The sequence below is a fragment of the Paenarthrobacter sp. AR 02 genome (assembly GCF_021538675.1).
Taxonomy (GTDB): Bacteria; Actinomycetota; Actinomycetes; order Actinomycetales; family Micrococcaceae; genus Arthrobacter.
Map to the genome: position 1 here is coordinate 107750 of NZ_JAJUKH010000010.1, position 25945 is coordinate 133694.

At 58.1% G+C, this 25945-nt stretch carries 23 protein-coding genes and 2 pseudogenes; 12 read left to right on the forward strand and 13 right to left on the reverse strand.

The genetic code is table 11. The features are described from left to right. Positions 1-24: 24 nt before the first annotated feature. A complete protein-coding gene (locus tag LRQ04_RS16750) occupies positions 25-1128 on the forward strand; it encodes a 2,6-dihydropseudooxynicotine hydrolase (RefSeq protein WP_201435058.1) in 1104 nt (367 codons plus the stop codon). Beyond that, entirely contained in the window at positions 1121-1471 is a 351-nt protein-coding gene (locus LRQ04_RS16755; RefSeq protein WP_016359453.1) for a cupin domain-containing protein, read from the forward strand. Before LRQ04_RS16750 ends, LRQ04_RS16755 begins: the two co-directional genes overlap by 8 nt. 34 nt (positions 1472-1505) lie before the next feature. On the opposite strand, the gene LRQ04_RS16760 is transcribed toward LRQ04_RS16755, so the two are convergent. Beyond that, the gene (locus tag LRQ04_RS16760; RefSeq protein ID WP_016359454.1) at positions 1506-2729 is read right to left on the reverse strand and encodes a CdaR family transcriptional regulator; all 1224 of its coding nucleotides are present in this window, start codon (positions 2727-2729) and stop codon (positions 1506-1508) included. Positions 2730-2792: 63 nt separating this feature from the next. Here LRQ04_RS16760 and LRQ04_RS16765 point away from each other — a divergent pair, with 63 nt between their 5' ends. The 3 genes from LRQ04_RS16765 to kdhB all read left to right on the forward strand — a co-directional run bounded on the left by LRQ04_RS16765 (position 2793) and on the right by kdhB (position 5498). Beyond that, positions 2793-3977, forward strand: a complete 1185-nt coding sequence (locus LRQ04_RS16765; protein ID WP_166842587.1) for a CdaR family transcriptional regulator — start codon at positions 2793-2795, stop codon at positions 3975-3977. A 148-nt stretch (positions 3978-4125) separates the two neighbouring features. Then, positions 4126-5016, forward strand: coding sequence for a 6-hydroxypseudooxynicotine dehydrogenase complex subunit alpha (kdhA, locus tag LRQ04_RS16770; RefSeq protein WP_016359456.1), 891 nt, complete (start codon positions 4126-4128; stop codon positions 5014-5016). Then, entirely contained in the window at positions 5016-5498 is a 483-nt protein-coding gene (kdhB, locus tag LRQ04_RS16775; RefSeq protein WP_016359457.1) for a 6-hydroxypseudooxynicotine dehydrogenase complex subunit beta, read from the forward strand. The genes kdhA and kdhB overlap by 1 nt, the downstream gene beginning before the upstream one ends. A gap of 1367 nt (positions 5499-6865) precedes the next feature. Here kdhB and LRQ04_RS16780 read toward each other — a convergent pair. The 10 genes and pseudogenes from LRQ04_RS16780 to moaA form a co-directional block, all read right to left on the reverse strand. Then, on the reverse strand, positions 6866-7102 hold the full coding sequence (locus tag LRQ04_RS16780) for a hypothetical protein (RefSeq protein WP_016359460.1): 237 nt from the start codon (positions 7100-7102) through the stop codon (positions 6866-6868). Positions 7103-7117: 15 nt separating this feature from the next. Beyond that, entirely contained in the window at positions 7118-7492 is a 375-nt protein-coding gene (locus tag LRQ04_RS16785; protein ID WP_166842586.1) for a DUF948 domain-containing protein, read from the reverse strand. Between the two features lie 553 nt (positions 7493-8045). Continuing rightward, positions 8046-9323 carry a (S)-6-hydroxynicotine oxidase gene (locus LRQ04_RS16790; RefSeq protein WP_016359462.1) on the reverse strand — a complete coding sequence of 426 codons (1278 nt, stop codon included), beginning with the start codon at positions 9321-9323 and terminating at the stop codon, positions 8046-8048. Positions 9324-9390: 67 nt separating this feature from the next. After that, a complete protein-coding gene (ndhC, locus tag LRQ04_RS16795; RefSeq protein ID WP_071416792.1) occupies positions 9391-11841 on the reverse strand; it encodes a 2,6-dihydroxypyridine 3-hydroxylase subunit NdhC in 2451 nt (816 codons plus the stop codon). Then, positions 11834-12331 carry a 2,6-dihydroxypyridine 3-hydroxylase subunit NdhB gene (gene ndhB, locus LRQ04_RS16800; protein WP_026005772.1) on the reverse strand — a complete coding sequence of 166 codons (498 nt, stop codon included), beginning with the start codon at positions 12329-12331 and terminating at the stop codon, positions 11834-11836. The genes ndhC and ndhB overlap by 8 nt, the downstream gene beginning before the upstream one ends. Then, positions 12328-13179, reverse strand: coding sequence for a 2,6-dihydroxypyridine 3-hydroxylase subunit NdhA (gene ndhA / locus LRQ04_RS16805; RefSeq protein ID WP_016359465.1), 852 nt, complete (start codon positions 13177-13179; stop codon positions 12328-12330). The genes ndhB and ndhA overlap by 4 nt, the downstream gene beginning before the upstream one ends. A gap of 443 nt (positions 13180-13622) precedes the next feature. Beyond that, positions 13623-13796 (reverse strand): annotated as a pseudogene (locus tag LRQ04_RS16810) (IS481 family transposase); the annotation flags it as partial. Continuing rightward, positions 13783-13956: pseudogene (locus LRQ04_RS16815) on the reverse strand (helix-turn-helix domain-containing protein); the annotation flags it as partial. The pseudogenes LRQ04_RS16810 and LRQ04_RS16815, both read right to left, overlap by 14 nt. A gap of 277 nt (positions 13957-14233) precedes the next feature. Beyond that, positions 14234-14500, reverse strand: a complete 267-nt coding sequence (locus LRQ04_RS16820) for a MoaD/ThiS family protein (protein WP_017200510.1) — start codon at positions 14498-14500, stop codon at positions 14234-14236. A gap of 6 nt (positions 14501-14506) precedes the next feature. After that, a complete protein-coding gene (moaA, locus tag LRQ04_RS16825) occupies positions 14507-15625 on the reverse strand; it encodes a GTP 3',8-cyclase MoaA (protein ID WP_031217253.1) in 1119 nt (372 codons plus the stop codon). A 223-nt stretch (positions 15626-15848) separates the two neighbouring features. On the opposite strand from moaA, the gene glp reads away from it, so the two are divergent. From glp to LRQ04_RS16855, 6 genes are all read left to right on the forward strand, one after another. Continuing rightward, on the forward strand, positions 15849-17204 hold the full coding sequence (gene glp, locus LRQ04_RS16830; RefSeq protein WP_082038922.1) for a gephyrin-like molybdotransferase Glp: 1356 nt from the start codon (positions 15849-15851) through the stop codon (positions 17202-17204). Continuing rightward, positions 17201-17707 carry a cyclic pyranopterin monophosphate synthase MoaC gene (moaC, locus tag LRQ04_RS16835; protein ID WP_017200507.1) on the forward strand — a complete coding sequence of 169 codons (507 nt, stop codon included), beginning with the start codon at positions 17201-17203 and terminating at the stop codon, positions 17705-17707. The genes glp and moaC overlap by 4 nt, the downstream gene beginning before the upstream one ends. Positions 17708-17819: 112 nt before the next feature. After that, the gene (locus LRQ04_RS16840) at positions 17820-18287 is read left to right on the forward strand and encodes a molybdenum cofactor biosynthesis protein MoaE (protein ID WP_017200506.1); all 468 of its coding nucleotides are present in this window, start codon (positions 17820-17822) and stop codon (positions 18285-18287) included. Further along, positions 18247-19086 carry a molybdate ABC transporter substrate-binding protein gene (gene modA, locus LRQ04_RS16845; protein WP_082038923.1) on the forward strand — a complete coding sequence of 280 codons (840 nt, stop codon included), beginning with the start codon at positions 18247-18249 and terminating at the stop codon, positions 19084-19086. Before LRQ04_RS16840 ends, modA begins: the two co-directional genes overlap by 41 nt. Further along, positions 19061-19924 carry an ABC transporter permease gene (locus LRQ04_RS16850; RefSeq protein ID WP_017200504.1) on the forward strand — a complete coding sequence of 288 codons (864 nt, stop codon included), beginning with the start codon at positions 19061-19063 and terminating at the stop codon, positions 19922-19924. Before modA ends, LRQ04_RS16850 begins: the two co-directional genes overlap by 26 nt. Then, complete coding sequence (locus LRQ04_RS16855; protein ID WP_017200503.1) at positions 19921-20970, forward strand: sulfate/molybdate ABC transporter ATP-binding protein; 1050 nt, start codon at positions 19921-19923, stop codon at positions 20968-20970. The genes LRQ04_RS16850 and LRQ04_RS16855 overlap by 4 nt, the downstream gene beginning before the upstream one ends. A gap of 1558 nt (positions 20971-22528) precedes the next feature. Here the strand turns inward: LRQ04_RS16855 and LRQ04_RS16860 are convergent. Next, positions 22529-24217: a glycoside hydrolase family 3 protein gene (locus LRQ04_RS16860; protein WP_235521476.1), complete on the reverse strand. Its 1689-nt coding sequence runs from the start codon at positions 24215-24217 to the stop codon at positions 22529-22531. On the opposite strand from LRQ04_RS16860, the gene LRQ04_RS16865 reads away from it, so the two are divergent. Next, positions 24182-25063, forward strand: coding sequence for a LacI family DNA-binding transcriptional regulator (locus tag LRQ04_RS16865; protein ID WP_021474521.1), 882 nt, complete (start codon positions 24182-24184; stop codon positions 25061-25063). The two genes, LRQ04_RS16860 and LRQ04_RS16865, sit on opposite strands and share 36 nt — an antisense overlap. A 322-nt stretch (positions 25064-25385) precedes the next feature. Here LRQ04_RS16865 and LRQ04_RS16870 read toward each other — a convergent pair whose 3' ends face one another. Next, positions 25386-25691, reverse strand: coding sequence for an antibiotic biosynthesis monooxygenase (locus tag LRQ04_RS16870; RefSeq protein ID WP_021474522.1), 306 nt, complete (start codon positions 25689-25691; stop codon positions 25386-25388). Positions 25692-25945: the final 254 nt, after the last annotated feature.

Below are 25945 nucleotides of genomic sequence, written 5' to 3' on the forward strand. Positions count from 1 at the left end.
GTCTGACTATAGGGAGATAACGGTATGACTGTAACTTCGCAGGTGAAACCTGAAGATGAAATGCTGAACTGGGGGCGTCTTATCCTTGACGGCGTTTCCTACTCAGACATGGTGGGTGCTCGCGATAGGCCCAAGGAAATCACCTGGTTTGACTACTGGATGAGTCTCGCAAATGAGTATGAGCAGGAAGCGGAAAGGAAAGTGGCACTGGGCCATGACCTGTCCGCCGGTGAACTCCTGATGTCAGCCGCACTCTGTGCCCAGTACGCTCAGTTCCTCTGGTTCGACGAGCGCCGGCAGAAGGGCCAAGCTCGGAAAGTTGAGCTGTATCAAAAGGCAGCTCCACTGTTGTCCCCGCCTGCAGAGCGTCACGAGCTAGTCGTCGACGGTGTCCCGATGCCCGTCTATGTGCGCATTCCGGAGGGACCGGGACCACACCCCGCTGTGATCATGCTTGGTGGTCTTGAGAGCACAAAAGAGGAAAGTTTCCAGATGGAAAATCTTGTGCTCGATCGGGGAATGGCTACTGCCACATTTGACGGTCCCGGCCAGGGCGAGATGTTTGAGTACAAGCGGATTGCGGGTGATTACGAAAAGTACACGTCCGCGGTAGTGGATCTGCTCACCAAACTTGAAGCGATTCGGAATGATGCTATCGGAGTGCTGGGGCGGAGCCTGGGCGGTAATTACGCTCTCAAATCTGCCGCCTGTGAACCGCGTTTGGCCGCATGCATTTCTTGGGGCGGATTCTCAGACCTGGACTACTGGGACCTCGAAACTCCCCTGACAAAGGAAAGCTGGAAGTACGTCTCCAAGGTTGACACTTTGGAGGAAGCAAGGCTGCACGTCCATGCGGCTTTGGAGACCCGGGACGTCCTTTCCCAGATCGCATGCCCGACGTACATCCTGCACGGGGTGCACGACGAGGTTCCACTGTCCTTCGTGGATACCGTCCTCGAATTGGTGCCGGCAGAACACCTGAACCTAGTGGTTGAAAAGGACGGTGATCACTGCTGCCACAACCTTGGAATCCGTCCCCGGCTTGAAATGGCAGACTGGCTCTATGATGTTCTGGTTGCCGGAAAGAAGGTCGCCCCAACAATGAAAGGGTGGCCCCTCAATGGATAAGATCAGGAAGATCAGTACCGCGACCGCGCCGCTTGAATCCTGGCAGCCGGACGGTGTAACCGTCCATGAGGGAAATCCCAATGGTCATGGGTTCACGCTTTTCGAACGCACTTCCTCTCCCCAGTTCGGCACGGGTATCTTCACTTCGCAGCCGAGCACAACAACCTATGAACTCACTGACAACGAGATTATCTACGTTGTCGAAGGCTCAGCAACGCTCACACTTGCATCCCAAGAGCCGGTTTCCGTGACTGCCGGCGATTTGGTATTTCTGCCGAAGGGGCACACATCTACCTGGGAGTTTCACGAGCCATTCAAGGAAATCTGGTTCTTGGTGGAATAGGAGATGTTAGCAGCGACGCCGTGAGCAGGTTCATTTACGGTGCAGGTTGCGGGAGGCCGGGAGATTCCTCCAACCCAGTAAGCTCGAGCTTCATGGCCTCGACCATCCGCGAAAGTCTGATGGCAACGGGCAATTCATCTCGCAGCACTCCCCTTGCACCAATTTTGCCCTCGATGAGTTTCAGTCGATAGGCGATAGTTCGGCTGTGCACTCCGAGGCGCTGTGCCGCGGACGCCGCATTCTGACCCGAAGCAAAATAGGCTTCGAGGGTTTCCACTAACCTGCTTGGGGGGTCTTGGTGCAATCCGAGACCCCCCAGTTCGTCGGAGATGAATGTGGTTACGGCAGCGAGATCGCGCATAGCCAACGCCTCGAGCATGACATCTTCATACCAAGTGACCTGAGTGCCCAGTTTTTGGGCAACCGAATCGGCCTCCAACGCCCGTCTATGGGAAACTATAAATCCGTCCACACCTTCGCTCAGAGTCCCAAACGAAATTCTGGTGTCCTTCGGCAAGGCGTTTGCGAGGACAACTTGCGGTGAGGGCAGCCGATTCGACCACTCCGCCCAAATATAGCCGGTCTCATCCTCGGCCGTGATAACAAGGGGGCGGATCCGAGAGGCAGTGCCCAGTGTCCGAGCAACAGCCTCCGTGCTTTCGCCAGGTACCACGGCTGCCAGGTGCCGGCCGGAAAGGTTATAAGAAAAAACCGTCGAATCGATTGGCAGCCCAGCGAGGAGAGCCCTCAGCGTCGATAGCTTCCTCCGGTTCTGGCTCTGCCTTGAAAATGCGGTGCTCTCCATTTGGTACGTCTCAATAATGGAAGCGGAAACTTTATCGTTCCAAGCGAAATGGCTTGCACTGGCGTGCCGCAGAACCTTTGACCGTCGGACGGGATCGGCGATGATTCGATGCGCCTCTTCCAAGACAAACTCCCACAAAGTGGCTTGGGCCGCCCTAGATCCCCTGAGCAGATGATGAAGGTCGACGCCCGCCCGCGCAGCCAGCCTCACCTCGCGAAGAGTTTCGTTGGAAGCCCTAGTGGCTCCTACGCGCCCCTGACCGATGTATTCGAGGACATCGCGCAAGGAAGCCGTGATGGTTTCCGATTCCGCCTCGGTAAGAGAGGCGTTACGTGTCGCGGTCGAATAGTCTTCGTACGCATACTGCAGTCTCGCCCGTATACAGTCATAGATTTCGGGAATCCTTGCCTTCACGGCAACGGAAAGTTCATCCAGTCCTTCCTCAATGGTCATACACTGAGACTATCAACAGAGCTCGCCTGCGCCGAGACTCAGGCGGCGCATGAATTTAGGAACATGATCCAGACACAACATCTATCGGCAATATCGGTCGCCATTACATCGGACATAAATCAACTGTCCGACTCTATGGTCCGTCGACTCCATGATGATGTTCAGGCTGGTGTGGGCTTAGACCCTGCACTGGCGCAGCGGAGATCTGAGCGGCTGGCCGCGGCCCTGCTATCTATCAGCAGGGCCTTGTCCGGGTCAGAGGAACCAGACGACAAGTTTCTTGCCGAGGCCACCTTGGAGGCTCGCGAGACAGCCCAGGCCGGCGTGGATCTACTCGAGCTCATCCATACCTATCGAGTGCTGCAGTCTGCGACCTGGGATGTGCTCCTGGACCTTACAACTACTCTTATCCCGGATGCATCACAGCAATTGGAAATTCAAAAATGGGTCTCTCAGTTGCAGCATCGGTGGCATGACGTTGTAGTTGCCAACGTCATCGACGCGTATCGTTCAGAACAGCATCGGTTCTTTTACAAGTCGGAGGATCACCGGCTTAGAAATGAGTTGCGGGATTTCATTGCAGGACGGCGCACTGCCCGACCAAACACGGGGTACCCCTTTGAAGGACAACATTTATCCGTGGTGGCCTGGGGAAATGATCCAAAGGGTACCATCGACCTCGCCGCCACGCTGATCAACAGCGAAGTACCTTTGGTACTCGAAAGCACCGGCGGAGCCTTTCTGGGCTGGTTGGCGGTAAAGGATGGACAGAATGCCGACGCGCAAGTCATTGAAGGGGACTTTCCCGACGGTGCACATTTGGCTCTAGGGTCCATTGATAAGGGGTTCTCCGGTTTCCGGCGCAGTCACCAGCGTGCTTGGAGGGCTTATAAAGTTGGCCGCTTGACCGGCGCACGGATAACCCGGTACACGGACGTGGCTCTCGAAGCTGTCTTCGCTACAAATATGCAGGCGGTGCGTGACTTGGTCTTGCAGCAGTTGGGCCCTTTGCTTGCTGACCCCCGCAAAGACATACTTTGCGACACTCTCCGGGCCTATTTCTCTGCTGGTTGCAATGCCGTAGCGGCTGCAGCAGCACTCCAGGTTCATGAGCGCACCGTTGCCTACCGGCTCAGATCCATTGAAGAACGGCTTGGCATAAGCGTTGCAGAACGTCATGTCGAGCTCCTCGTAGCCCTAAGACTTTATGGCTTGCTGAAGTCAATCGCCGAGACCGAAATCCTGTAGCGAACGGGAGCGTCAGGGCTGGTTCGTCGCGGGATTGTCTGTTCTAGATAGGTCGGGGTGTTGATTTGTCCCATGACGCAGAGCGCAAAGTCATACCAAAGGGGCAAAGTGGTGACATGAACAATGAGCGCGGCCGGCGGTACTGCCCGTGAAGCCACCTTCCTTCGATTACGTTGTTGCCGATTCGGTTGAGCATGCGCTCCGCCTGCTGGCGGACGGGGGCGATGACGCTAAAATCATTGCCGGCGGTCAGAGTTTAGTCCCGCTCCTAAATTTCCGGATGTCCCGCCCGTCCCTTTTGGTTGATATAAACCGCGTTCCCGGTTTGGCAAACATCAGGAAATCAGATCAAACCATTGCGATTGGCGCGCTGACACGTCATGCGAAGCTAACAACCTCCAAAACCATTTCGCAAAACCTTCCAATCCTGTCGGAAGCGGCGGCGTGGATCGCGCACCCTCAAATTCGTAACCGAGGAACGATCGGTGGCTCCCTTGCACACGCTGATGCTGCCGCAGAGCTGCCCGTAGTCCTGCTAGCCCTTGACGCCTACGTCACCGCACAGTCTTTGCAAGGTGAGCGGAAGATTCCTCTCAAGGAACTATTGGTCTCACATTTCGTCTCAAGCATCCTTCCCGGCGAGCTCATTGTGGAGGTAAACGTACCTCAATTGCCTCACGGGAGCGGTGCTGCATTTGATGAATTTTCTCGTCGGCATGGGGACTACGCCATAGGTGGCGCTGCGTCCATCGTTACCTTGGATGAGCAGGGCAAGTGTTCGCGGGCGAGGATTACTGTCCTGGGTGGAGGGTCCACCGCCATCCGCTGCCAGGAGGCGGAAAACATCCTAATTGATAGCACTCTCTCCAGCCATGATATTGCCGCAGCTGCGCACGCCGCGGTACAGGGGCTTGACCCCGTGCCCACGGTGCATGGAAGTGCCCAATATCGCGCGCAAGTTATTCGGACAATGGTCGAACGAACCCTCGCCAAAGCACTGCACCGGGCGAGACCGACAAAGGAAAGCATGGATCACTGATGAACGCCTTTCGCCTCACGGTTGAAGTAAACGGAGTCACCCACGCAACGGACGTCGAGCCTCGTAGGCTCCTTGCGGACTTCCTACGAGACGACCTGCACCTCAGGGGTACACGAGTAGGCTGCGAACACGGCGTATGCGGTTCCTGTACTGTCCTATTGGATGGTCAGCCCGTTCGATCCTGCACCGTGCTGGCCGTACAGGCCAATAATTCCAGGATTGAAACGGTCGAAAGCCTGCAGAAGGACGGACAGCTTCACCCGCTGCAGAGGTCGTTTTCTAAGTGCCATGCCCTGCAGTGCGGATTTTGCACGTCAGGGTTCTTGATGACGCTCAAGCCTCTTTACGATGACGAAGACGTCACCCTCGATGCGACATCTGCTCGTGAAGCTATCTCGGGAAATATTTGCCGATGTACCGGATACCAGCAAATTGTGGAAGCGACAGTCGATGCCTTCCATTGCAGAGATCACAACGACTGACGAGGATCTGGGCCCCTTCGCTGCTCTACTTGTAGACCGCCAGCCTTAACCATGGCAATTCCCGCGCCGATCGCGCGAGTATTTTGCGATTGACCTTCAGAAATCCCATGAGGGGTCTGTAGGAATACAGAATTTCGAAAGTGATGATGCAACAGCACTTGATGAAGCGCGATGACGACACGGCCGGACCGAACCAACCGAGCGAGGGGCGCTGGCAAGCAGCTTCTTTGCAGAAGATACTTGTCAGCGCGGCGTCCGCATATCGAGATCCTGAGCATGTCTCGATGTGGGAATCCTGGCCTCATGGCTGAGTGTCTATAGAAGGGTACAAGAACGAAAATGAGCTGAAGCTGGTTATCCGGCACCCGCCAACACGAGCGCCAGGCTAAACAGCACTATTTGGCCTTCATGTTTCCGGGCCAGACACGACTCCTCCTGGCTCGGAATTCACCGTCCATGAAAGGTTGCGGGGAATGCAGCATCTGCATTCCCCGCAACCTTCTTACAGTGACACTACTCCGGACAGATTGGATGTCTGCCGCGCGCCCTCACCGGTCAAGCGAACTTGGCCCCGGGGGGACTCTATCGCGTGATGATTCTCGTCTTGAGCCCGATGACCGCATAACGCGGTTTGCAGGGTGTAATCCTGCGCACTGTCGACAAAACCACGTACCGCTGTGCAGGTAGGTCAAGACGGGCCTGCAAGATATTCTTTGATGCTTGAGCTCACATATCCTCGCCGGGTTGCATCCGTAGGCCGCCACCGTGGACGAAACCTGCAGCGGCGCCGTAGAGATCGTCCGAAACTGTCAGTCAACAAGGCGAGAAACATTTCCGCGGTCGCCTGCCGGCATTATGGGTGGCGCAGCAAGACAGTTGAACGAAGTTGTGAAGCCTGCGGTCTGCCTTGTCGCAGGTACTCATGCGTTCCAGAGGGCGGGAGTGGTGGAGCTGACCCTGCTCCCAGAGGGCGGGGGATGAGTCCAATGGGCAAACCAGTTCCCGTAGACCTCGTTCCTGCGGCGTAGTGTTTTATTCCAGCGGAGATTTAACGCCAGGTAGGGCACTGGATTCCGACGGCCAATGTCCGGCCAGTCATCCGGTGAGGCATACGGCCGACGATTTGAGCAAGATGCTGTCAGGTGCGCTATACCGAGGCTGTCGCCCCAGTTCCACTCCACCACAGTGTCAGTCCAGGGCTTCTGTTCGAAGAACGGACTAATCCCGAATAAGAGCCATGGTCAGCACCCTAGGCGAGGTACCGGTCACTTCCCGAAAGATGGTCCTTGAAACGGCCCAGATATTTGCTTGTGTCCAACGAGCTCTGGAAGAGACAGTTGCGCTGTCCCTACAGCCGGCTTCGATGGTCATAGGTCGCTTGGCACTTGGACCGCGCTACTTGCCTTAAGCGCGACGCGAAGCTCCGTGTCCCGTTCGCGCATTCCTGCGCGGACGGCGTCGGCAAAATCGTAAATTCCCTGAGTAATGCCGGCTACTGCCCGCTCTAGGCCTTCATGCCCCAATCCGGACTTTTTTTCATCCACCTTCCGAAGGGCAATGATTCCAATAGCCACACCGATTCCCATCCAAACAAGTCGTTTCATGCTTCTCTCCGGAACTCAGCGGCTTCGGCGGCCGGTGGCGGGTTTGGAGTGATTCACCAAGGCCGTTCTGACACCGTGACTAAAAGCCAATACCTTGATCAACGGTGACCCTATACTGGCAGCGACGAGAGAGGACAGGGCGGAGACGTTGGCGCTGGCGTCAGAAACGTTAGTCGCTATGGTGTCCACCTTCTTGAGTTGGTGGTGTGTGGTGGTCACAATAGCTGTCACCTCATCCAACATCGGTGCGGTGCCGTCACTTAATGATCTGACTGCCATTCGCACCTCGTCGAGTACCTGGCCTAGCTTCATAATGGGCACCGCCAACAGCAGGACAAGGAGTGCAAAGACCCCAGCGGCAATCAGCCCGGCGATAGCACCAACAGACATAGATTCATCTCCAACAAGATTGATGTGTGAGCACAAAGGTGCCCGCAATGACGGGGAAAGAGTGGCACTGAAAGCGCTGGCCTTGGTGCCGGCGAATCCTAAGGCAACAAGGCGAGACAGCAGCCTTTTACGCACCAAAGCCACCTGGTTAGCCTGAAACCTGATGGCAGCGTGCCACGAGAGAATCGGCCGATACTTATGGCTCCTGCCAGACACCCGCTGGAGCAGGAGAAACAGGCGTTGGGCACCGTAGCGGCACCAAGTTATGCGAAATACCCTGTATCAAGTCCTTGAACCAAAATCCGATGACCACGAAGCCCAAGCGGGGCGACCCTTGACAATCAGAAGGCCACCGGCCGCCATTCCTAACGGCCGGTGACGTTCATCAGACTCAGTGCAACTGCTTGCTGTCGTGGTTGCAGCAGGCGCCGGCGTCAACCCGTACGCTGCAGACGGTCACCTGTATCTGGGAGGTACCGCTTGCCTTAGTAATGCTGTCTTGGGCCGAAGTCATCCGAGAGCGCCGAGGAATGCATCAGTGAGGCTGCAGGTTCTACGAATGCAGAATTGCGTTCACCGCGCATTCAGCGGTTTCCAGTGCGCCTTCAATATATCCGGGGAACTCTAACGAAACATCGGAACCTACGAAATGAATCCGGCCAGCGGGCTCTCCAAGTTCCTTATGCACTCGACTAAATTGTCCCACGCGCGGTGCTACCCAGGGCCCTTCGAAAAGCGGGTCTGCGATCCAGTCGTGGTAGTCGATACCCAGAACTTCAACCTCCGGCAAGTAGTAAAGCACCGCGTCCTTGACTGCGCCGATATCGGTCGGATCGAAGGATCCTGAGTCCGTGAAAGCCACCAACAGTCGTTCGCTTTCCGACACCTCGCAATAATCGTAGAGAGTGGGAAATATTCCGTCTCCGACGCATTCAATTCCTGCCTCGGCTCCACGCACGTGGATAAGAATTTTCAGACCCTGACCACCATGCCCTTCCTCGATTACTGACCTGCGCCGTTCAGGAAGTGCGGGGGTGAAAACGATCCTTCGCCAAGTGTTCATTGGAGTAGCAACAATCACGGAATGAGCCTGGAAGGCATGCCCATCCTTGACCGTCACGTTCACTACATCGCCAGACTGGTCTATTCCGGTCACGACAGTCTGCAGTCTGATTTCAGGAATTTCTTGGCTCATTGCATCGACAAGGTCAGCGGAACCATTGGAAAAAACTTCATCCAGCGAGAGAACAACACCTAGGATGCTGTAGTGATGCGCTGCAACAAGTTGCAGCATCCAAAGCGCGGATGCTTGGTCAGCCGGCTGTCCAAGCATGTTCCATGCCCAAGCGAGCAAGAACTGCCTAGAAACAGGGGGCAAATCGAGTTTGTCAACATACTCGTTCAGTGGGATGTCCAGGTCCTCAAGGTCCTGGTTTTCCAATCCCTTTTCCAGATCTATCCTGTGCGCATCACGCAGCAATGTGTAGGTGGCTGCTTCCACCGCAACTGCTTCTGAGCCAGGAATAGGAAATGCCTGGTCTACTGCGGTCGGTCCAAGGCGATGCCTAAACGAGGTGAACTCGCTTGCAGCTGCAGTGGGAATTCCATACCGGTCCAATTCAGCTGCCAAACGCGGGTGGTGCTTCCGGTGAAGGTATGCTCCACCGATCTCGACCCGCAGGCCAGGTACATTCCGGGACTCCCGGGAATACGCCCGTCCTCCCAGACGTTCACCGCCTTCAAGCAGAAGTACCTTCTTGCCGGCGTTGGTAAGATCGCGTGCTGCTTTCAGCCCGCTGAAACCCCCACCAACCACAATCGCGTCATACAAAGTTTTCCTTCTTTCAAGTTTCTAGCTCGGGCGCTTTGAGCTGCATCAAAGATGCAGGAGCAATGCGTTACTCCCTGTCCATAGGGCCGCGATCAAGCGCGGGTACCCCTGCCCGTTCCCATAGCTCTGACCAGTCCTGGGGGCCCTGCAGGTCAATGATGCCTTTCGTTGCACGAACAACCTTCTCCGGAGTGGCAGGGAGTTCATAGAGGACAGAACCAAACGGAGATAGCGCATCATTTACGGCGTTCAGCACCGCAGCCGGCGCCGAAATCAGACCCGACTCCCCCATGCCCTTCACCCCAGATGCTGTCATCACGGACGGTGTTTCAATGTGCCTGATTTCAAATGGCGGAGAAACATCCATAGTCGGCGTCTGGTAATCCAGGAAAGATGTCGTAGACAAGTTTCCTGCGTTGTCATAAGCCAGCTGTTCGAAGAGGCCCATACCAATTCCTTGTACGACCCCACCTCGAATTTGACCTTCAACAATTGTGGGGTTGATAATAACGCCGCAGTCCTCTACAGAATAAACCTTTTCGACTTTCACAAATCCGGTGACAGGATCCAGTTCAACAATAAGGGCATGGCCGCCGTTCGAAAACATCGGCCGGGATGTGTCCCACGCCTTCGTGAACTCCAAACCAGGTTCAAAACCGGCGGGCCACTTGGATGAGTCCCAGTAGACTGCCATGGCCACGTCGGCGATGCTCACTCGTGATTCCGCAGCGCCTATGACGGACGCGAAGCCGTCTTCCAAAACGATATCTTCCTCAGAAGATTCGAGCATGTTCGCAGCTACGGCCACCAGTTTCTGTCGAATGGCATAAGCTGCACGGTTGACGCACCCGCCCGCGATGACAGCCGCTCGGCTTCCAATGGTACCGCTGCCATAGGCCCCCTTAGTGGAGGTCCCCGCATCGACACTGATCGATTCAAAAGGAATACCCAACACGTCCGCCGCTACCTGAGCGAGCGTGGTTTGATGGCCCTGACCCTGTGAGTTCAATCCAGATGTTATAGTGACCGACCCGGTTGAATCCATCTTGACGGTAGCCGTGTCATGAAATACATCCGTTGCGCCGTGAGCCTGCATCATGCCGGTGCTCTCGCCGCTACTTTCGACGAAAACGCTGATTCCCAGCCCTAGGTACTTTCCGGCTTTGCGGGCTTCATCCTGTCGCTTAAGAAAGGCCGGGTAATCGACCATTTCTTCCAACGCATCGATTACTTCAAGAAAGGATCCCTCCTCATAAACGACGCCCTGGGGATTTGTCCAGGGGAACTCCCTGACAACATTCCGTCTCCTGATTTCAAAAGGAGACACCTTCATCTTTCGCGCCAAATCATCCATGAGGGATTCTCTGGCAAGAGTTCCCGCCGTGTAACCAACGCCACGGAAGGCACCCATGGGGCACTTGTTGGTAACGGCCCCCTCGTAGACGTACTCAGCGGCCGGGATATCGTATACACCAGTTGGCGTGACTGCGGCGGTCGCCCAGCATTCCACAGCCATGGTCTGCGGGGGCATGTGGTAGGCGCCTCCATCAACTAAGGCATGCGTACGAACGCCGGTTATTCGTCCTTCAGCGTTGGCCGCATATTGGATCGTGACGAACTGTTCGTGGGCGTGTGAGCCCGCCAGAAGATTTTCCCGGCGATCCTCTACCCATTTCACCGGCGTCTTCAGGTGCTTCGAGGCCAAGGGCATGAGCATTTCCTCAGGAAATACGTGCGCCTTCTGACCAAAGCCTCCACCCGTATCGGGAGAAATGACCTCACTTCGGGACTCATCGAAACCAAGAAAGAGGCTGAGGCACATTTTTACGTAATGGGGCATCTGCGTCGACACCCAAAGTTTAAGCCGGTCCTCAGTCCATTCGTAGTCCGCTAGGCACCCCCTTGTCTCCATCGGTGCGGCGGCCACCCGACCAGGGTGATACAGGGCGGAAACCACATGCTCAGCATTGCTAAAAGCCTCATCCACGTCCCCAAAAGAAGCCCGCCCGCGAATGCCTACATTGTCGGGGCGTTCGCCATTCGCTACGGGGCCCCCTTGAATCGACTTGCGCGGGTCAAGCACTACCTCGAGGTGCTCAAGCTCAAGGCCTACAAGATCACAGGCATCTTCTGCAGCCGCTCGCGACTCGGCGACTACCAATACAACCGGTTCTCCAACGTAACGTACGACGTCCTTGGCCAAGAGCGGCATGGTCATAGCTTCGCATCCCTCAGCGGTGTACTGCGCTTCGATGCCGGCGCAGTATTGCTCAATGTCGGCGGATGTCCAGACAAGGTGAACGCCAGGCATTTCTGAGGCGGCCGACGTATCAATGCCGGTTATTTGAGCATGAGCAGCAGGGCTGCGCACGAAACAAGCATGCAGTTGGCCGTCGACGTTGATGTCGTTCAGGTACTTCCCGCGCCCGGTCAGAAGTCTTGCGTCCTCAGTTCGCGGAACTCGCTTACCGATGACGTTTCTTGTTATGGGAGGAGAGTAATAGTGTGGGTTATCCATTTTTGTTTCCAATCTGGCCCGCTGCGTCCAGGACGGCCTCAACAATTGTCTGGTAGCCGGTGCAACGGCATAAGTTACCGGAAAGAGCCTCGATAACTTCCTCTTTTGTCGGGCTTGGGTTTGCCTCGAGCAACTCCGTAGCCGACATGAGGAAGCCTGCAGTGCAAAAACCGCACTGGAGGGCGTGGTGCCTTTTGAAAGCTTCCTGAAGCGGGCTGAGGGCTCCGTCCGATAGGTCCTCGACGGTCCGTATGCTCCTCCCATCGCCCTGAGCGGCAAGAGTCAGACAAGATCGTACGGCTGCCCCGTCCATGAGTATCGTGCACGCACCGCAAACCCCGTGTTCACATCCGAGCTTAATACCCGTAAGTTTTTGGTCATTCCTCAGGTGGTCGGCCAGAGTTTCCCGCGCGTCCACTGCAACAGTGCGGCGACGTCCGTTTACTTCCACGTCTATTTCGACGCGATCTGATGGCGATGGTGTTGTCACGTACGTGCTCCTGCTTCAACTATGGTGCGGCGGATCAGCTCCTGCACCAGGCCATGCCGATATTCGGCCGATCCGTGGATGTCTGAGATATACGAGAGCGATTTCGCTCCAGCTTCTGAAGCGGCTTCAGCCCTTTCCGGTGACAGTTCGGATCCGTTGAGGACGTCTTCTGCATCGGGCACTCGTTGTATTTTGCCGACAGCGCCTCCTACGGCAATCCGGACATCAGAAATTCGCGAATCCGCAGTCGATAGAACGACTGCGACATTGGCGAGCCCATAGTCCCCGGATCGCCTGGCGAACTCCCCGTAGCCCCAGCCATTGGGCCGTGACGGTATCCAGACATCAGTGATGATCTCATCAGCGGCCAGGCTTGTCATGTACGGACCGACGAACAAGTCATCGGCCTCAATGGTGCGACGTCCTCTTACGCTTTGGACTTCCACCATTCCGTTGAGGGCAAGCAACACGAGCGGCCATTCCCCGGCTGCATCGCCATGGGCCAAGGAACCACCCAGGGTCCCCCGATTCCTGATCTGGGGATGGGCTATGTGGCGACCAGCTGCCGCCATCATTGGCAGGTGCTTGGCAACGGCAGGCGAATTTACGATTGTTGCATGGGTGACCATAGGCCCGAAGCGGACGTAGTCTCCGACTTCTTCCAGTCTAGTCAAGCCAGGAACGTTCCCGAGGTCTATAACGACGGACGGTTGGGCTAGTCGCATAGCCATGACAGGTAAAAGACTTTGGCCTCCGGCAATGATCTTGGAGTCCTCGTCGGTTGACAGTAGATCGCAGGCATCTTCAATAGATGCAGGTGATGCGTATCTGATAGCAGGTAGTTTCATCCTTCACTCCCTCGAATGACCTTCATCTTCCCCTACTCGCCGGGGCTTCTTGCATGACATGGAAGAACAACTCCATCGCACCATTTGTCGAAGTGCGCATAAGGAGCACCACGTCCGACATTCGGGGATAGACCGGGCAGAGGTGCGCAGGACAATGGTTCCATTTGAACGTCGTGAACCGTTTCATTAGGCACGTCTGGACGGGCATTCCTGGGTCCCTTGGGTTCTTTCCCGGCACAGCCTGTTAGAGCGCCGGTTAATTCACCAGCCGGAAGCCGCGGTGCGGCTTTGTCGCATGCCATTTGCGCCCGTCACCGGAGGAAGTAGCTTTCTACCCAGCACCCTCTGAGGAAGGTACGAGTACTGATACTCCTGAGGTAGACACCAAGCGAGCCTCTCTTGTTGGGCAACCATTGGAAGTCCACAAAAAGCCCCGGCAGCAACTAGTTGTATTGACCTGAGAGGTTGGTGACGCGGCTGGCTGGCGTCTGACCTTTGAGCGCAGTGGCGGCTCGATGGTGATTGTAGGCATGGAGCCAGTCGGGGAAAGCAGCAACCCGCTCGGCTTCTGAGCGGTAGGGGCGGATATAGGCCCATTCCTCGAGCATGGTGCGGTTCGGGTCCCTCCTTGAGGTAGCGCTTCGCCCAACGTTCAGCGGTCGGGACCGAGACCGGAAACCGCTCCGCGGCACGGCGCAGGCTCCAGCACTGATCAACAACGCACTGCGCGAGCTGCAACCGGCCACGAGGAGTGAGGAAAGCGTTAGGGTGGGACACGAAGACCTCCGTGTGTGGAAAAGGACTCTAGACAAGCCCCACTCCACCCGGAGGTCTTCTTCATGTCACCAAACCACGCCGAGCGTCACTAACGTCCGTGGTCAATACAACTCCAAAGATCCACAGGCTGCCTCTTCATCAGGGCTAGGGTCCAAGTAGCTATCGACGATCCCTAACTACGGCGTCGTGCGTAAAGCAGGCCTTCAGTGGAGTTCACTCAGACAGTTACTCTCGGTAACAGCGAGGTGTCGGCCGGATGCACGAGGACAGAACCGGCTTATCCCCCAGCGAAGGGGGGCAGTACGTCAACCACGTCGTCCGGCCCCAGCACCGTCGCCTGGTTGCGGACGGCAACCTCATTGAGAAGGAAGCTGCACCGCGCCAGGATCCGGGGGAGCGGAGGAGTGCCAGCCGGAGGTTCCGGCCGCTGCACAGACTGGATGGCCTCCAAAAGCCCGGCCACGGTTGTTCCCTCCGGCAGGTCGAACTTCTCTTCCTCAAGTCCCGCAGCAGCGCGAGCGGCAGCGAAGTAACGTACGTTCATAACAGGTCAGCCTCCGATGGCGCTCATGCTGCGGTCCGGTTGGACGAAGTCCGGAGCGTCAAGTCCCACGTGGTCCATGCCGTGGGCCTTTGGCTTGAGCCACATCGCATCCTGCCACCGGCGAGCCAGATCATCATCGGAGGCGCCCGAACGCAGGAGCCCCAGCAGGTCGAACTCCTCCCGGGAGAACAGGCAGCTCATGATCTTGCCCTCGGCAGTAATCCTGGTACGGCGGCAATCGGAGCAGAACGGCTCCGTAACAGACGCGATGATGCCAACCGTCCCAAGCACGGGACCGAGCCCGGCACCGGACCCCGCCACCCGGCGTCGTACCTCAAACCGCTCGGCCGGGGCACCGTCCCGTGCCCGCGGGTCCGGGGTGAGGACAAAATCAGTGGACAACAGATCGCGGATCTCCGCCGCGGTAATCATGTTGCGCCGGGTCCAGCCATGGTCGGCGTCCAGCGGCATCTGCTCAATGAACCGCAACTCGTAGCCGCGCTCCACTGCCCACGTCAGCAGCGAAGGAGCTTCAGCGTCGTTGATCCCCCGCATCAGCACCGCATTCAGCTTGACCGGGCCCAGCCCGGCTGCCCACGCCGCATCCACCCCTGCCAGGACCTGGTCCAGGAACGGCCGACGGGTCAGCTTGGTGAAGGTCTCCTCATGAAGCGAATCCAGCGACACGTTGATTCGGGTCAGCCCGGCAGCCTTGAGCGGCGCAGCCTTCTTGGCGAGCCCCACGCCATTGGTGGTCATGGAAATCGGCAGCTCAGGATGGTTGCGGCGCAACTCCGCGATGATGTCCACCAGGTCGTGCCGCACCAGCGGCTCGCCGCCGGTAAGCCGCAATTCCCGGACCCCCAGGCGCCCCACGCCAATCCCGACAATCCGGACGATCTCCGAAGCCGACATCACCGCCTGCTTGGACAACCACTCAAGCCCCTCGGCCGGCATGCAGTACGTGCAGCGGAGGTTGCATTTATCCGTCAAGGACAGCCGCATGTCCGTGGCACGGCGGCCGTAACGGTCCACCAGCCCGACACCCGCGTCTGCAGACCGAGCGGCGGGCACGGACAAGCCTGCGCCCTCCCGGGGTTGCGGTATGCCTAGCTGGACAGTCATGAATTCAGGCTACGCGAAAGCAGGCCAGGTGCGTTTGTGCTGGAACTGACAATTGCGGCAGCCAGTTGTGGCAAGTAGCTATAGCCCGAAGCGCCGCTTTCCTGCTGGAATCATTTTGCACTCAGGAGAACACGTTTGCGCGGTGCGGCGGACGGAAGGCGCACACGAAAACAACAGAGTTTGCTTATCGTCAATAGCTTTGTCGGAAATAAATCAGGTTGGCATGGCCGAGCAGGACCGACAAAATCTCCCGAAGGCAGGACATGCAAAGGCAACCCGAAAGCAGGACATGCAAAGGCAAGAAGAGCAGCTGACCGGACTGGCTGGCAAGCGGCCCGGCGTGGGGACCATTGGAAAGTCACTGCCGGAACATGAACACCGAAGCGTTTCAGTACACAGGCAGGCAATCAGGGATGTTCTCTTTCCGCTGTTGACCCCACCGCGGGTGGAGCGAATACCTCTAATGCAAGCAATGGGACGCGGCCTGGCCGAAACCATACATGCACCGACAAACTTGCCACCCTTTACTAACTCCCAAATGGATGGCTATGCGGTTAGATCCCGCGACACAGGAGACGGCCAAGGAGGTTTGCGTGTGGCAGCGCCCATCCCGGCGGGCGCAGTACCGGCCCCATTGGCTGGAGGGACGGCTGCTCCAATCATGACGGGGGCTTTAATACCCGATGGAGCCGATGCTGTCGTCCCCGTTGAGCGCGCAGAGCCAAACCATTTCCCTCCTCCCGGTTTGGATGTGACAGTGCGGCTTCCTGAGATAGCCGCCGGAACGTACATCCGCAGCGCCGGCAGCGATATAGCTACAGGCGAATGCGCGCTGTCCGCTGGAACCGTTCTAGGCCCGCGTCAGCTTGGTCTGCTCGCCGCGTTGGGCATCACTGAAGTAGTTGTTAATCAGAAGTTGACGGTGCTGCTGGCTACCACTGGGGACGAGGTCCTTGAGCCCGGAGAGAAACTCGCCCTGGGCAAGATTTTCGATGCAAATAACACGCTCTTGCAGTCCTCTATGCTTCAGGCGGGGCTCAACGTCATCAGGGCCGGGATAGTCAAGGATGAACCGGGGGCTCTCTCGAAACTCTTGAGAAGCCATACCGCGCATGTCGACCTGATTGTGACCAGTGGCGGCGTGAGCGCTGGTGCCTACGAGCCCGTTAGACAGGCCATGATAGATCATGACGTTGAGTTTTCGCATGTAGCCATTCAACCTGGCGGTCCTCAAGGAGTCGGCACCTTCGAGGGGATTCCAGTCCTCGCATTCCCCGGGAACCCGGTGAGCTGCTTTGTCTCGTTTGAGATGTTCCTGCGTCCCCTCCTCAGCGAAATGTTTGCAGCGCCCACACCTCGACTCTCCTTCCGCGCCCCCCTTTCGCATCCCCTGACGTCACCCCCAAAAAAGCACCAGGTCAGAAGGGGCGTCCTCTCAGCGGACGGCACTATACGACTGGAGGGCGGCGAAGGTTCCCATTTGCTGGGAGCACTTGCACGCTCGAACGTTCTGGTGCACATCCCAGAGGGAATTTCGGAACTGGCCAAGGGATCGGAAGTGGAGGTATGGGCGGTATGAGGCTGGAAAGTTGGTCTCCAGGCCTCACCCACCTGCGAACGGACGGCACTGCCCACATGGTCGATGTATCAGAAAAAGTTGAGTCCACCCGGGAGGCGACAGCTACGGGAACAGTTCGTACAACTCGTGAAGTTCTGCTGCTGCTCACATCAGACGGATTGCCCAAGGGTGACGCCCTGGCCGTGGCCCGGATCTCGGGCATCCTGGCGACTAAGAAGACGTCCGAATTGATTCCGCTGTGCCACCCCCTGCCTGTTTCTCAGGCGACTGTCGACTTCGTGCTCGGGTCTGACAGGGTGCAGCTCTTTGCAACCGTGAAAACACGCGGTGTGACAGGTGTAGAGATGGAAGCACTGACTGCAGTGAGCGTCGCCGCTTTGAACCTTTACGACATGTTCAAGGCTATTGATAAGCACGCTGTTCTCACCGACATTCGAGTACTGGCTAAGAGTGGCGGCAAGAGTGGGGATTGGGACCTGGGAACCTATGAGGAGAGAGCGTGACTGCAAACACCAGTGGACTTATCGGACGAGGGGACTGCCATCTATTGAGAGGACGGAAATGAGCGCTGTCCAGCCTAGGGGTACCGGGGAATCCGCCACCGGAGGGCAGTCAATGAGGCAAGCCTTTGCCGTCGTCCATTCCGCGCTCAGCGATCAGCCAATTTCCGTCGACGTGGCCATTGCGGCTGTGGATTCACGTACGTCTGGAGCAGTGGTGAGTTTTTGTGGAGTGGTGCGCGATCACGACGGCGGCAAAGCAGTCGACCGACTTAGCTACACCGCTCACCCCACGGCACACCAGGCCCTAAGCGACGTCTTGGAAGCGGTTGCTGCCAAGTACTCGTTCAGTGACGAGGCGGAGGAAGGCGTTCCCGTGCGAATCTGGGCGGCGCATCGTGTGGGCGCACTCCAAATTGGGCAAGCGGCACTCGTTTGTGCTGTAGCCGCCGGACACCGGGGACAGGCATTCGCCGTGTGTTCGGAACTGGTTGACCGCATCAAGGAAGAGGTACCCATTTGGAAGGAACAGTTCTTTTCCGATGGAACCGTGGAATGGGTCGGTGCCGGTGTCGCAGGTTGATTTATTCCGCTTGTGCACCGGCGCGCTGCTGGCCGCAGGCGTCGTTGCAGCAGGACTGGCTGCGTGCGTTAACTCCACCCCGGACAAAGCCCCGAGCGCGAGCACGGACGGACGCAAAGCGGCCGCCAGCTCCGTGACGGTTTACGCTGCCGCGTCGTTGAAGTCGCCCTTCACCGAGATCGCTTCCAAGTTCGAGGCCGCCAACCCGGGCACGAAGGTTACGCTGAACTTCGCTGGGTCCTCAGCCCTGGTCTCGCAGATCACCCAAGGCGCTCCGGCCGACGTATTCGCCTCCGCCGACAGTAGGAACATGGACGAGCTTTCCGCCGCCGGCCTCATTGACGGAACGCCGACCAACTTCGCCACGAACGTCCTGACGATAGCAGTTTCGTCAGCGGACCCGGCATCGATTTCATCCTTCGCGGACCTGGCGAAGCCGGGCATCAAAGTTGTTGTCTGCGCACCGCAGGTTCCTTGCGGCGCCGCCACACGGAAGGTGGAAAAGGCTGCCGGAACGACATTGATGCCTGTCAGCGAGGAATCCTCCGTTGCCGATGTCCTAGGCAAGGTCACCTCCGGGGAAGCCGATGCCGGCTTGGTCTATGTCACCGATGTCAAGACCGCGGGCGATAGGGTCAAGGGCATCACGTTCCGCGAGTCGGACCAGGCCGTGAACACATATCCGATCGCCGCTATGGGCAGCAGCAAGAACAAGGAACTGGCCAATGCCTTCATCGCCATGGTCACCGGCAGCGAAGGCAAGAGGGTCCTCGGTGACGCCGGTTTCGGTGCCCTGTAGGAAACGCTGGACAGCCAGCAAGACAAACGGGCAGAACACCGGCTACACCGGTTTCCCGCCGTGGGTTTTCGCCCTCGCGGCAGCAGGAGGGCTGTTTGTCCTGCTGCCGCTGGCCGCGATGGTGGCCAGGATCAACTGGGGGCAGTTCATCCCGCTCATCACGTCGGAATCCTCGCTGACGGCGCTCGGCCTTAGCCTGCGGACGTCGGCTGCTGGCACGGTGCTGTGCATCGTCTTCGGGGTACCGCTGGCGTTCGTCCTGGCCCGTGCCAGCTTCCCCGGCCAGCGCCTGCTCCGGGCGTTCGTGTTGCTGCCCCTGGTCCTGCCCCCCGTCGTCGGCGGCATCGCGCTGCTTTATACTTTTGGCCGCCAGGGCCTGCTCGGGCGAACCCTGGAACTAGCGGGGATGCAGATCGCGTTCTCGACCACCGCCGTCGTCCTCGCGCAAACGTTCGTGGCGTTGCCGTTCCTGGTGGTCAGCCTCGAGGGTGCTCTGCGCACCGCCGGCATCAAGTACGAGGCGGTCGCGGCGACCCTCGGCGCCCATCCCACGACGGTGCTGCGTCGCGTCAGTATCCCGCTGGTCTTGCCCGGTATCGCCTCCGGATCCGTGCTGTCCTTCGCACGCTGTCTGGGCGAATTCGGCGCCACCCTCACCTTTGCCGGCAGCCTGCAGGGTGTCACCCGCACCCTGCCGTTAGAGATTTATCTTCAGCGCGAAACGGACGCCGATGCCGCTGTCGCGCTTTCCCTGCTGCTGGTGGCGGTGGCGGTAGCCGTCGTCGGGCTTTCCCGCCCCCGGCCCCGGCCGCTGGCGGAAGAGGCGGAATCAGAATGACCCTGGACTTCAACGCCTCGCTGCGCGCGCGCAACTTCAACGTTGCCTTCACAATGGAGGCCACGGAAACAGTCGCCGTGCTGGGTCCCAACGGGGCAGGCAAGTCGACGCTTCTCGGGATCCTCGCCGGGCTCATCCGCCCGGATAGCGGGAACGCCATGCTCGGCCGGAAACGGCTGTTCAAGCTCGACGGAGGCACTAACCACTTCCTGCCGCCTCATACCCGGGGAACGGCACTGCTCGCCCAGGAACCGCTGCTGTTTCCGCACATGAGCGTGCTGGAGAACGTAGCCTTCGGGCCGCGGGCGGCCGGCGCGAACCGGTCCAAAGCTCTGCAGACGGCACGGCACTGGCTTACAGAAGTGGAAGCCGCGGGGTTCGCCGATCGGCGGCCCGGCCAGCTCTCAGGGGGCCAGGCGCAGCGCGTCGCCATCGCGCGTGCCCTGGCTACGGACCCCGAGCTGCTGCTGCTCGATGAACCCATGGCGGCCCTCGATATTCACGCCGCTCCTATGCTGCGTCGCCTTCTGAAGCGTGTCCTAAGCAACCGCCGTGCCATCATCATCACGCACGATGTCCTGGACGCGCTCGTGCTCGCCGACCGGGCCATCGTCCTCGAAGGCGGGAGGATCACCGAGGAAGGCCCCACCCGCCGGGTTCTGGAAAAACCGCGCAGCAAGTTCGCTGCCGGACTCGCGGGCATGAACCTGCTCCCCGGAACCATCACCGGCTATGGGCTCACATCCGACGGCGGACTGGACATTACCGCGCATCCCGAGGACGGGGCCGTCCCCGGCCAGAACGGCGTCGCCGTCTTTTCGCCGACCGCAGTTTCGGTCTTCCCGAGCGCCAAGCACGGAAGCCCTCGGAACTCGTTCGCCGTGAACATCACAGAGCTGGAACCCCAAGGCGACCAGATCCGCGTCCACGCAGGCGGCCTGTCCGCAGACATCACCCCGGCGGCCTCGGCAGACCTAGGGCTCATGCCCGGGATGACCGTCTACTTCGTCATCAAGGCCACGGCCATAGCCGTCTATCCGGCGTAGCACACAAGACATGCAAAAGCCCCGTCTTCTCCCCGCCACAGTGCTGCTCCTATGCGATGGCGACACGCTCCCAGAGAGTACGCCTGCGGTGAGTAATGGCGCACAACACCGGCACTAAGCGCGGCAAGGTACGGCTATATCTTGGCTGCTGGTCCTTCCGTTTCAGACAACTGCCTTCAGAGAACGGAGTCGATCACTTCATGGTCTGCCTTCGCGGTCGCCGCAGGACCCGTTACTCCGCCGCATGAAAGCCCCACCTGCATGACCCTTAGCCTGTTAACGATCTCTCGGCTCCCTGACGGAGGCTTTGATGTCAGCTGACGGTGATAGTGCCCTTTTGCCGTAAAGAAATATTGATGGCCGCTATGAGAGGAAGGAGGCGCCGCGGACCTCTTCAAGTCGCACGGCTCGATTCCGACGTTCGGCGGAAAAACCTCAGGTGTCTCCGAATCCATCGAATTGAACGGCGCTCTCTCCGCTCCCCTTCAGCGGGGATGTAGAAGTCCGGATCTGTGCCCCCGGGAGGAAGATAGACCTCCTCACACGGCGCTGGAAACGACGTTGCTGGTTTCGTATCGTTAGAAGTCATCTAATCCTCCTTCGGCCCTCCCTGAAGGGCGTTCTTGATGAACCTGCGTTTCACAGGGAAATTCTGGTTGGCAATGCTCAACCTATGAACGCGCCCCCTCGACCAGTGATGGATTCACGATAGCCTCAGCGTGGCTGAGCGTCTTTAGACGCGTCCGTCATATTTGTCGTTCTGGCAGGGTCGAGGAACCCTTTACTTCCCGCCAGGTGCATGATATGCATCATTGCGGCAGGCGAAGAAAGCACCCTGTGCCGTGGCAAGAGCTCGTCACATCTGCCTTTTACGTGAGCTATTTATGGATTCTTGCGAGTCACCGGTTGGGTGAATAGGGGCTTCTCTCCCTGCCTTTGCCACTTGTTAACGCTTGGTTCCACTCCGGAGGCGAACTTCCCTGGACCCTTTTGGATACATCGGTGACCAGCTAGTTCGAACAGTGACTATCCAAGCGGACGACTTCCGCTACGAGAGAAGAATAATCATTGCAGGCACTCGACCGAACTCCTGGGTCTGACGACATTTCCAGCACCGTACCCGTGGAGTCAGCAGGCTGGAAAGATCACGCCCCACATCCCTGATGGCGCACGAGGTCAACGGGGACTGCTGGATGTGCCCTTACTACGTACTGACCCATTCCAAGATCAGTGACCAAGATCCCCATGGCGTTGCGTTGTGCGGCCTGAGCCACCAGATTGATGGCGGCATCAACTGCTCGCCCCTTTTCGGCACCCTCGGTTACCGTTACCTCAAGCATTCCTGGAGACCTTGAATCTTCGTTCCGGACAGTTGGGGCATCCTGCCTTCTCGGATCAGAAGCCCTGCTTTGAAGGTAAAGACCGTTGTTCGTGGCCCCCGGCATGGTAGATCCTTCTTGTCGTTGTGAGGTCGGCGGGTAATCAAACTTGCGTGATTCCTTTCGCGAGGGCCGTGCTGCCGTCAACGCCTAGCGGGCATTAGACGGGTTGGGAGAGGCTAACTGAGTGACGTGGGGGTTAGGCCCGCATTTAGCTTCAGTCCAAAGCCGGCGCGGAAGAGCGGAACCGCCATGTCGAACGGCACATCTTCCCGTGAGGCCTCGATATCGGCCATGGACGACGGAAGGTCAAAAGGAAGGCTTCCCCTGAACGCGGTACGTCCAGTAAGTGCATCCAGCAAAACCTCGTCGCTACAGCCAAACTCACCGATAATGGCTGACGCAACGCCGATAAATTGGGTGAGCACTGCCGGGCGTTCCAGGTATACCGCGAGGTAGACCGGGGCTTTTTTGGCATACGCGTCAATGCGCTCCACCGTCTCCTGGGAAAATTCGAGGGTCCCGCCATGGAAGAAGTCGCCGAGCGAGCCGCGACCGGGTTCGAAGGGCGCGTCAAGCCTCACCACAATGGCCTCAGCGTCCACGTCATTGTCAACGACAATTAGCTCGTTGCCTACATTTTGGGCTGACAACCCGTCAAGATACACACGGCTTCCGTGCCTAATGGGCAGTAAGGCCTCGTCTGCAGTGAGCAGCACCAGCGAATCTTTTTGAGCTACAATTCCTCTCTCGACGAAGACTGGCGAACCACACACTTCCAGGGTCCTTTCCAGATCCACACGCCGGTGTTCGAAGGCTCCCAGCCGAAATTTCTCACGCAGGAGCCGCAGCACTGATTGGTCGATGCGTTCTTCCGTTATGCGGCCGGAGTCGATGAGCTCCTCGATAAGGGCTGGGTTGCGGTCGCCACCAAACTGGTCCACGCCGACGTCTATTGCGATGGCAGCGCGTTCCTTCGGGTCGAGATGCTCAAGTCCCCAGCCATTTGGACCGAACGACAGCCCGCCGATCTGCTCTGCCTCAAGTAAATTCCAGTCTGTTAGAACGACGCCGTCGAAACCTAGTTCCTTTCGCAGGATGTTCTGTACAACAGGGGCATTGAATGCAAAGCCGACTTCTTCCCAGGATGTTCCCATCGGCTTCCCGTAGTACGTCATAACCTGCGATGCCCCTGCCGCAAATGCGCGCCGGAACGGGGCCAGATGCAGGTCCTGCATTCCCCCGGGGTACACCTGTTCCGGATATCGCGGATCGTGGGCGTCGTCCCCTTTGAGCTGAGGGCCTGCACCCGGGAAGTGTTTCACGACGGCAGCCACCGACTGCGGGCCCAGATGGGGCCCTCCCCGCAAGGCCTCAATGAACGCTGCGGTGAGCTCGGAGACGCGTTCGGGGTTCTCGCCAAAAGTCCCCGAACCGCGTGACCACCGTGGTTCACTGAAAATATCTGCCATAGGCCCGAGGAAGACGCGGATTCCCATGGCCAGCAATTCTTGGCGCATAGTGTCGGCGTAACTGCGGACGGTGGTAAGTTCTCCAGTCGCGGCGATTCCGGTGGTCTCCGGCCAGCGCGAAAGACTTCCTAGCGCCTGCCCGGTAAACGGATTACTACGGAAGCCATGCCGGGGGTCTGTCGAGAGGGTGACTGGGATAGCTAGCCGGGTTCCCTCGGCAATCTCCTGTAGAGTATTGTGCCATTCCGCAACGGAGAGACTGTCTTCGCCGGCGAGCACATTGAAGTGGGTGATGCCGATGTTGCCAACGTAAAGTTCCGCAGCAGCGAGTAGGCCACCATCACCTGGCGTGGTTGATGGGTGAAACATCAAGGCCGCTTTTTCAGCGACTGTCATGCGGCTGAGCCGGTCGTTCGTGCTGCATTCAAAGCCGCCGCCGAAGTGGGCTACTACCTCATGGCCCATCCCGTCGCCGGCACTAAAGGTGGAGCCGCCGCGATTGTCGAGGCACTTGCCAACGTACCCACCGACGGCGTAATCGTAATCGGGGTGCCGGATCAAGATGGCGTGTGCGAAGCATGTGACCGCATCGCACTACCTGCTATCGCAATTGATGATACAAGTCGCACTGTCCGGTTTCCGACGATTTCTGCACAGAACCGGGAGGGTGCCCGACTTGCGGTCGAGCATCTGATTTCTCTTGGCAGACGGTCGATCGCGCTGCTGCGACCAAACATCGGAGTGGAGACGGACAACTGGGGTGACGGGCTGTTCATTGACCACCGCACCCTGGGTTACCGGGACGCCCTGGATTCGGCCGGAATTGCCTTCAACGAATCGCTGATTATCGACTGCACTGATCCCTTCAACGAAACACGAAAGCACTGGAGGGAACTGGAAGCCGAACTTTCGACAGGCGTCAGAATCGACGCCATGTTCTGCGCTGCAGACACTATGGCGGCTGCCGCCCTACGGACCCTTCGTGCCCACGGGTTGAAAGTGCCAGAAGACGTATCGATCGTAGGTTTTGACGATGAGCGCGCCGCCATCCTGGTCGATCCGCAATTAACCACAATCCGGCAGCCCTACGAAGAGATGGGTTGCTACGCGGTTGAGTTACTACTGCGTAAAATTCAAGGCGAACACGTCGATATCCGCCGCTACGAGTTCGTCACGGAACTCGTCCGACGATCATCAACTGACGAGCCCGAGAGATTAGCAAAACCTGACGGCACAACGTAATGACCCGAAACCCGTCGGGGTTCGGCAGGCACAGCCGGAGGGTATGACTGAGCGCCTCGCGGCGGTAGACGGCGGTCGTCGTGACACGTCGGACGAGTGCGCAGGGTGTTGCGGCAGGCTTTTAGCTTCTTTAGGACAAGCGCGAACTCAGATATATTGCAGTCTCGGTACGCGCAAAGTGGCCTATGGTTAGCCCCCTGTCGACTCTTAGAACCCAAACGATCACAGGCACGTCGAAATCCTGTTTCTGAACCGATTCCCGCCCGACAATGCTCGGCCCGATTTGAAGGGAAAAATACGGCTGGGGTCTTGGTTGGCCAAACTAGTTGCTGGCCTGGGCGCCCTCTATTACGTCGTACAGTGCGGTCTGATGGTCTATATGCTGTAGTTCGTCAAGCCTTCTCCGCGACGTGAGAAAGGCAGGATCCTCATGCCAAGCCTCCCAGTCCTGTCGGCTTTTCCAAGTCCCGATGATGACACGAGTGTTAGGTGCGTCAGAGGGGGCGAGCAACTGACCGGAGATCCACCCCACCCTATCCCGGGCTGATCTGAAGCGCTCTCGGATTAGTTGGTCCCACTCCTTCTCTGAGTTCGATTCAAGCTGCATAGTGCTAACGACGGTTATCATGCGACCTCCTCATAAGGATCCACCTCTACCACGAACGGTTAGTAGGTTCTTAAGGTTAGTTGCGGGCCTGTAAACGAAACAAGAGTGGCACAGAAGGGAGTCGGTTTCGTAAGACCCGCTAAGGGATTCGGAATTTTCCCTTTTGCTGCGCCACAACCTTGGTCGTCCACCAGCCATAAAAATGCATCTACCGAGGGGACCCGCTCGACTTTGGAGCAGGTCCCCTCGATCATTGCCGAAAGAGCGGGTGCCTT